Source organism: Paraburkholderia sp. BR10954 (genome assembly GCF_040965775.1).
Lineage (GTDB): Bacteria > Pseudomonadota > Gammaproteobacteria > Burkholderiales > Burkholderiaceae > Paraburkholderia > Paraburkholderia youngii.
Genome location: NZ_JBFRCK010000100.1, coordinates 1 through 6619 on the forward strand (window position 1 = coordinate 1; position 6619 = coordinate 6619).

4 protein-coding genes and 7 pseudogenes are annotated in these 6619 nt (G+C 58.4%); 6 read left to right on the forward strand and 5 right to left on the reverse strand.

Annotated features, from left to right (window positions below; translation table 11 throughout):
• Nucleotides 1-121: 121 nt before the first annotated feature.
• Nucleotides 122-250: pseudogene (locus AB4Y34_RS40335) on the reverse strand (IS6 family transposase); the annotation flags it as partial.
• 290 nt (nucleotides 251-540) lie between these two features.
• A pseudogene (locus AB4Y34_RS40340) lies at nucleotides 541-828 on the reverse strand (IS21 family transposase); the annotation flags it as partial.
• Between the two features lie 552 nt (nucleotides 829-1380).
• On the opposite strand from AB4Y34_RS40340, the gene AB4Y34_RS40345 reads away from it, so the two are divergent.
• Nucleotides 1381-1968 carry a hypothetical protein gene (locus AB4Y34_RS40345; RefSeq protein ID WP_176370186.1) on the forward strand — a complete coding sequence of 196 codons (588 nt, stop codon included), beginning with the start codon at nucleotides 1381-1383 and terminating at the stop codon, nucleotides 1966-1968.
• Between the two features lie 48 nt (nucleotides 1969-2016).
• Here AB4Y34_RS40345 and AB4Y34_RS40350 read toward each other — a convergent pair.
• Nucleotides 2017-2182, reverse strand: a pseudogene (locus AB4Y34_RS40350) (IS110 family transposase); the annotation flags it as partial.
• Between the two features lie 48 nt (nucleotides 2183-2230).
• Here AB4Y34_RS40350 and AB4Y34_RS40355 point away from each other — a divergent pair.
• The 4 genes and pseudogenes from AB4Y34_RS40355 to AB4Y34_RS40370 all read left to right on the forward strand — a co-directional run.
• Nucleotides 2231-2480, forward strand: a pseudogene (locus AB4Y34_RS40355) (IS6 family transposase); the annotation flags it as partial.
• A 67-nt stretch (nucleotides 2481-2547) separates the two neighbouring features.
• Nucleotides 2548-3264 (forward strand): annotated as a pseudogene (locus AB4Y34_RS40360) (IS6 family transposase).
• A gap of 334 nt (nucleotides 3265-3598) precedes the next feature.
• The gene (locus AB4Y34_RS40365) at nucleotides 3599-4207 is read left to right on the forward strand and encodes a DsbC family protein (RefSeq protein WP_368719164.1); all 609 of its coding nucleotides are present in this window, start codon (nucleotides 3599-3601) and stop codon (nucleotides 4205-4207) included.
• 35 nt (nucleotides 4208-4242) lie between these two features.
• Complete coding sequence (locus AB4Y34_RS40370) at nucleotides 4243-4467, forward strand: hypothetical protein (protein ID WP_368719165.1); 225 nt, start codon at nucleotides 4243-4245, stop codon at nucleotides 4465-4467.
• A 33-nt stretch (nucleotides 4468-4500) separates the two neighbouring features.
• On the opposite strand, the pseudogene AB4Y34_RS40375 reads toward AB4Y34_RS40370, so the two are convergent.
• A pseudogene (locus AB4Y34_RS40375) lies at nucleotides 4501-5217 on the reverse strand (IS6 family transposase).
• 440 nt (nucleotides 5218-5657) lie between these two features.
• Here AB4Y34_RS40375 and AB4Y34_RS40380 point away from each other — a divergent pair.
• Nucleotides 5658-6206 (forward strand): hypothetical protein, encoded by a 549-nt coding sequence (locus AB4Y34_RS40380; RefSeq protein WP_368719166.1) that lies wholly within the window; start codon nucleotides 5658-5660, stop codon nucleotides 6204-6206.
• Between the two features lie 29 nt (nucleotides 6207-6235).
• Here AB4Y34_RS40380 and AB4Y34_RS40385 read toward each other — a convergent pair.
• Nucleotides 6236-6451, reverse strand: a pseudogene (locus AB4Y34_RS40385) (transposase); the annotation flags it as partial.
• Between the last annotated feature and the right edge of the window lie 168 nt (nucleotides 6452-6619).

A 6619-nucleotide genomic window follows, 5' to 3' on the forward strand; every position in this document is an offset into this window, starting at 1 on the left:
GCAGCTTCGGCTGGCTCAACCGCTTCCGCCGACTCGCAAGAGACTACGAGCGATTGCCCGAAACTCTGGCTGGCTTGCACTTCGTCGTCTTCTCCGTGCTTATGCTTGTTCACTTTGCAACCCTTAGGCTCGCCAGCTCCGGGATTTCAGCTTTGGCCGCCGGGTAGCTGCGCAAATGGTCGGTAACGATCTTGCGGGGTATCGGGTTTGAGCGCAGCACCCGCTTGAAAAGCGCCCACCGTTTGTCCGCAACCCAACATTTCCTACAACCGTCGGCCCGATTGGAGGAAATGCGTCACTGCACACGGAGATGGCCGGCCCCCGTTGACTAAGTCGTGCTCGTATGCAGCGCCAGCGACCTTGAGCCGTACGTCTACCTCGTGCACAGGCTCACTGAATGGCCACCGCGCAACCTGCTGCGATTTGTCCGAACGCTTACCGCTCCACATCTCAAAACTCGCACCATCGCGGGCATTGAATTCGACCGCGGCCCAACGGGGTAGTTGTCGTTCGGATGAAGCTTCCCTGCCAGTACGGCCCCACGCCGTGCAGGCCCGCGAACTCAAGCAGACTGACCATCGTCTTGCATGCGTCGCGTTGTGACAGGCGGGCATCGAGTTGCTCCCAGGTTCTGCGGTAAGCCTAACTCGGGAACAGTGCGTCACGAAACGCGAGCCCCTTGAATGCCTGGGATTTGCGCTTCAGGGCGTCAATGAAGTGGCGGTAATCGAGCGCGTGGCGGTTGTCGTGCGCACGTGAGCCCCGAGCGGTGCTGTGGACCAGCACGCCGGACAGGTAACAGTCGAGCCGATCGCCGTAGATGCGCACGCATATTCCTGCCTTCGCGGCCGCGAGTTCCTGCGGATGGTCCTTGCGCTTGTTTATGTAGAGGCGAACCTGTTGGTCGGTGATGCGGGTTCCAGACATGTGCTGACCGCTTCTTCTTTAAGAATCGATCAGCCATCCTATTGCCCCGCCGACGCGGCGCCGACGGTGGGCCGTCTTCTCCGGCGGCTACGCCGCCTCCGACTCCTCACCACCGGCCGAAACAAACGTCAACGACCGGCCAAAGTGGCGCCCCCCAGTGGTGCTGGCTCGACTTTTGCTCTTTGCTTCTCGTGAGTCATTAGGAGTGGATTGAATGAGGATTGAACACGAAATCAGATCTCACGGTGCTGCAGTCACAGCCAGCATGTTTGCGCACGCCCTACACGGTCAAGAAGGCGCGCGTCACGGGGGGGTGACGCCCGCCGGCGGGACGTCATGGAACCGCGAGGCAGTTCTGGGCGGCAATGGGCGTACTTGCATGGATTCGACCACGGCTGAGCCGTGCGAGGGCGTGCGCGTCGCGTTCTATCGGGCAACACCTACGGAGGCAGCATGACCTGCATTGTGGCGCTGACAGATGGCAAGAAGGTTTACATGGGTGCGGATTCGGCAGGATCGGGGGGAGGGGCCATCACCGTGCGCGCCGACCCCAAGATTTATCGGGTGGGACCGTTCCTGATCGGCTTCACCACATCCTTCAGGATGGGGCAGCTTCTGGGCCATAGCCTGACCGTCGCGCCGCGCCCTGAGGGCACCGATGTGTTCGCCTTCATGTGCACGACGTTCATTGAGGCGGTACGCGCGTGCTTTACCCGCGGTGGGTTCGCGCGCAAGGACGGCGAACGCGAATCGGCTGGCACTTTTCTGGTTGGGTACATGGGGCGCATCTTCCGGATTTGCGACGATTATCAGGTTGCTGAATGCGCCGCGAATTTCGATGCCTGTGGTAGCGGCGAACAGGCGGCGCTGGGCTCACTGCATACCACCGTCGGTGTGCCGATGCGGCCAGACGTCAGACTCGAACGCGCCTTGGCCGCGGCGGCCGAATTTTCAACGGGAGTCCGTGGCCCGTTCCGGATAGAAGTGCTGGACGGCCAGATCGCTCAACGATCGAACGAAGAAGAGGTAAGCGACGTTTGATCTACCCGCCGCCCACTTACCACGAAATGGGTGATGGTTGAGCCGCTCTTCGTGCAATGCCAGTTCCAACAGCTCGCACTGGGCGAGCCGGTCTTCAAACGCGCGCCGATGCTCGTTGAACGCCAGTTGTTGCCACGTGCTATCAAATGAGAACGTACTGAACCAACGCCTGTGCGTCGGTCCCCAGTTAGGACTGGCCGAGATAGTGGACGCCGAGGGCGGGCACTGTCACGTTGGCGAGGTAGTCACGTAAGATGTCACGATGAAGAAAAGAAAATCGCTTTATCACGGCCACCGGTTCCCGGCGGCAATCATTGGTCTCGCGGTTCGGTGGTATTTCCGGTTCCAACTTGGCCTGCGTGATATTGAAGAACTGCTGTTCGAGCGGTGTCGTTGTCAGTTACGAGACGATCCGCCGCTGGTGCAACAAATTCGGCGCGGGCTTCGCACATCGCGTCAAAGCTGCTCGCCGCAAGCCTGGCCGCACATGGCATCTGGACGAAGTCTTCGTGGCACTGGTGCAAATATGGCCGGCGAATGGGTTAGAGTTGTCGGAACAAAACGAACCGACGAGGCGCGATGAGCAAGCTGAAGAGTCCGGAGAAGTTGTTCGGCGGACGCCATTTTGATCGGGAGATTATCCTGTGCGTTCGCTGGTACCTGCGCTACAAGCTCAGCTTTCGCGATCTGGTCGGGATGATGGCCGAACGGGGATTGTCGCTGGCTCACACGACGATTCTGCGCTGGGTGAGGCGTTATACACCCGATTTCGTCAAACGCAGGAACCGCTTTGCTACACCTGCGGGTCGCTCGTGGCGTGTCGATGAGACCTACCTGAAGATTCGCGGCAGGTGAGTCTACCTGTACCGGGCAGTGGATCGGGCTGGCCAGACGGTGGACTTCGTGCTCAGAGCCCGACGCGACGTGGCTGCGGCCAAAGCTTTTTTCAGCAAGGCCATCAAGCGTCAGGGCCAGCCGCCGGAGACCATCACGCTCGACGGCTATGCCGCCTCGCACCGCGCGGTGCGCGAAATGAAGACCGATGGTCTGCTGCCTGAAGACACGAAGGTGCGGTCCTCAAAATATCTGAACAACGTGATCGAGCAAGACCATCGCCACATCAAGTCCAGAACGAACGTGATGCTTGGGTTCAAGCGATTCTGGAACGCCGCGACCACGATTTCAGGAATCGAGTTGACGCATCGCATTCGCAAGGGGCAGTTCGATCTCGCAAAGCTCGGCCTCAAGCAGGCCGCTGCGCCCGCCGTATGGAATGCGGTCCTGTTTGATCGATAAGCCTTCCCACCTATATGAACTTTCTCAACCCGCTTACCTATTTGCACCAGAACCCGTGCCACCGTTCGACACCACACCGGGGATGGAATTTCGTCTCAAAAACCGAACCGTCCAAAAGTTCAATCGCCACTTACGGCACCAACCGGAGCAACCAGATCCATGCGAAGCATTTCCAAACTCACCGCCGCGCTCCTTATCGCGGGCTACGCGACACTCGCTCACCCCGGTTTCCCGGAGGGAGCCGGTCAAGCGTTTCGCAGCCGCTCAGGGTGCCAAGATCCAGCCGCCGGTCCCTGGGTTCTGGTCCGTCGTCAAGGGCAGTGAAGTCTTTTTTGTGCGTGACGACTTCTCTGTTCTGAACACTGGCAACGTCATCAATCTGCGGACGAAGCAGAATCTGACGCAAGCGCTTGAGCGGGCGAACCGCCCCAAGATCGATGTTGCACAACTCAACCTGAAGGATGCAATCCGGTTCGGTAACGGTTCGCGAAAGCTCTACGTCTTCTCGGACCCCGACTGTCCTTATTGCCGACGCCTCGATGGCGAACTCACCGAGCTGAAGGACGTCACGATCTATATCTTCCCGTTCCCGCTCGCCCAGTTGCATTCGAACGCGCACGGCGTGTCGGAGGCAGTCTGGTGCCAGTCGGATCGGGCGGCAGCATGGACCAAATATCAAGACCTTGCACGTGATGGTTTTTCCGGCCCGCCGCTCGATGCGGCCCCGGAAGCGGACTATAAAAAGCGCTCAGCGCGCCTGATCTCTTCATGGCGCGACTACCTCCACTCACGCCATCAGCCGGATCAGCCCACCTGCGATAACCCGATCGCCCGCAACCTCAGTTTCGGCGAGAAGTGGAATATCAACGGCGTTCCGGCCCTGGTCTTCGAGGACGGAACCCTTGTCCCTGGTCTGACGCCCACTGCCCGCATCGAGGCGTAGCTGACCCAGTCCCATGCAAACCTGACGGCATCCAAATGAGCACGCTCAAATTTCGCCTTCTTGGCGCCGTTGCGGCGCCCGGTCGCCATACGGCGCTGCACGCCAGCGTCGTCACGCTGGTCGCCACGGCTGTCTTCATGATGCTGACAGCTGGTGACCTCGGTCCCTTGGCGCCGCTGATCATCGCCGCATCGTTCTATGTGATTTTCGCGGCGGTAGTAATCGAACTGGTTCTCGGGGGTTCTGGTGCAAATAGGTAAGCGGGTTGAGAAAGTTCATATAGGTGGGAAGGCTTATCGATCAAACAGGACCGCATTCCATACGGCGGGCGCAGCGGCCTGCTTGAGGCCGAGCTTTGCGAGATCGAACTGCCCCTTGCGAATGCGATGCGTCAACTCGATTCCTGAAATCGTGGTCGCGGCGTTCCAGAATCGCTTGAACCCAAGCATCACGTTCGTTCTGGACTTGATGTGGCGATGGTCTTGCTCGATCACGTTGTTCAGATATTTTGAGGACCGCACCTTCGTGTCTTCAGGCAGCAGACCATCGGTCTTCATTTCGCGCACCGCGCGGTGCGAGGCGGCATAGCCGTCGAGCGTGATGGTCTCCGGCGGCTGGCCCTGACGCTTGATGGCCTTGCTGAAAAAAGCTTTGGCCGCAGCCACGTCGCGTCGGGCTCTGAGCACGAAGTCCACCGTCTGGCCAGCCCGATCCACTGCCCGGTACAGGTAGACTCACCTGCCGCGAATCTTCAGGTAGGTCTCATCGACACGCCACGAGCGACCCGCAGGTGTAGCAAAGCGGTTCCTGCGTTTGACGAAATCGGGTGTATAACGCCTCACCCAGCGCAGAATCGTCGTGTGAGCCAGCGACAATCCCCGTTCGGCCATCATCCCGACCAGATCGCGAAAGCTGAGCTTGTAGCGCAGGTACCAGCGAACGCACAGGATGATCTCCCGATCAAAATGGCGTCCGCCGAACAACTTCTCCGGACTCTTCAGCTTGCTCATCGCGCCTCGTCGGTTCGTTTTGTTCCGACAACTCTAACCCATTCGCCGGCCAGATTTGCACCAGTGCCCAAATAGGTAGCGTGGTCGAAATAATCTTTAGATCTGAATACCGTCATCTTTTCTCATTGGACAGAAAACGATAGACGCGGAGTGTCGCACTGACGACCTTCCGCGTCTTCATTGTCGACTTTGTTCGTCGCTTACAAACGAGGAATATCGATCCGCGCGGTTATCTGTCTGTTGGCACGATCATCGCTGTTCGATCCCGGGATCTTTGAGGCCCAGTTCCACACCTTCTGCATTCCAGAAGACGGGAGAACAGCACCGTCACGATCCGTGCATGACCAGCACACACTGCATTCACCTATGGCGTGGATAACACACGTACAGGTAATAGTGTATTTGCTTTTACATGTTTGGACAGTTCGAAAGGAAGGCACATGATGAGCGTTAGACGTGCGGCATCCCATGTTCTGACGACAGCCATCTTCGCGACCGCACTAACGATGTCGGGGCCAGTTCATGCGGCTGGAAAAAGTGGCGAAGCATTCGTCGTACTGAAATACATCGATAGCGTGCTCGGAAATGGTTCTCCAGATCCCAGCATGGAACACAGGGCGTTCTGCGCCAAGAAACTGAGCGAACCGGCCACTCACTATCACGACATGAAGGTCGCGACCAAGTACGACGTAGTCGGCGACGAACAATCGGCGAAGTCGACCTTCCCTTCGCCGGTGAGCACCCAGCCGCTGGAGCTGACTGTCGATTTACATCCACTCGGGATTGAAGGGAAATATGCATTCGGAGCCTTCAGACCTTCGCCTGTTCCGGATGACTACGTCCTCTTTTCCATGTCGCTGGAGTTCAAGGACCCAACGAGCACCTTCCTGATCATCAATGAGGACAAGCCCTTTAATTGCGTGATCTCAAGCGCCTCAGATCCCTTCACGCGGATCGAAAGCGGCAAGTTGGCCGTCGACTCGAAGTGAGAGCTAATCTCGGCTCTGGTTTAGAGCCGCTAACACAAATCATCAACGAAGCGCGAGCAGATAACGGCAGCAGCCAAGGAAAGCAAAGCACTATGAATGTCGAGACGCCGTTCGAAACGATTGCGCAGTTTGCCGAAACCGGCAAACCATGCATGCGTGCGCTCGACCACCCAGCGATGCCGCCCGAGCCGCTCCTTGCTTTCCACGCCGCGACGGGCAATACGGGCCGTGATTCCGCGCTGCTTCAGGTAACGCTGCGTATTTCGGCGAACGTGACCGATTCGGCGGGGTTGGGCGTTGCGCGGTGTTGATTGTAGATTTCCTTGTTAATTCTGGTCGAGTTCGGGCTCCAGGACGTTGGGTTTTGGGGATGCCTTTCTGAGGGATTCACCGGTAAGCGTGATCCGATGATG

Coding starts and splice junctions, on each gene's coding strand:
- AB4Y34_RS40345 (WP_176370186.1), top strand. CDS start 1,381: ATGACCTGCATTGTGGCGCTGACAGATGGCAAGAAGGTTTACATGGGT.
- AB4Y34_RS40370 (WP_368719165.1), top strand. CDS start 4,243: ATGAGCACGCTCAAATTTCGCCTTCTTGGCGCCGTTGCGGCGCCCGGT.
- AB4Y34_RS40380 (WP_368719166.1), top strand. CDS start 5,658: ATGATGAGCGTTAGACGTGCGGCATCCCATGTTCTGACGACAGCCATC.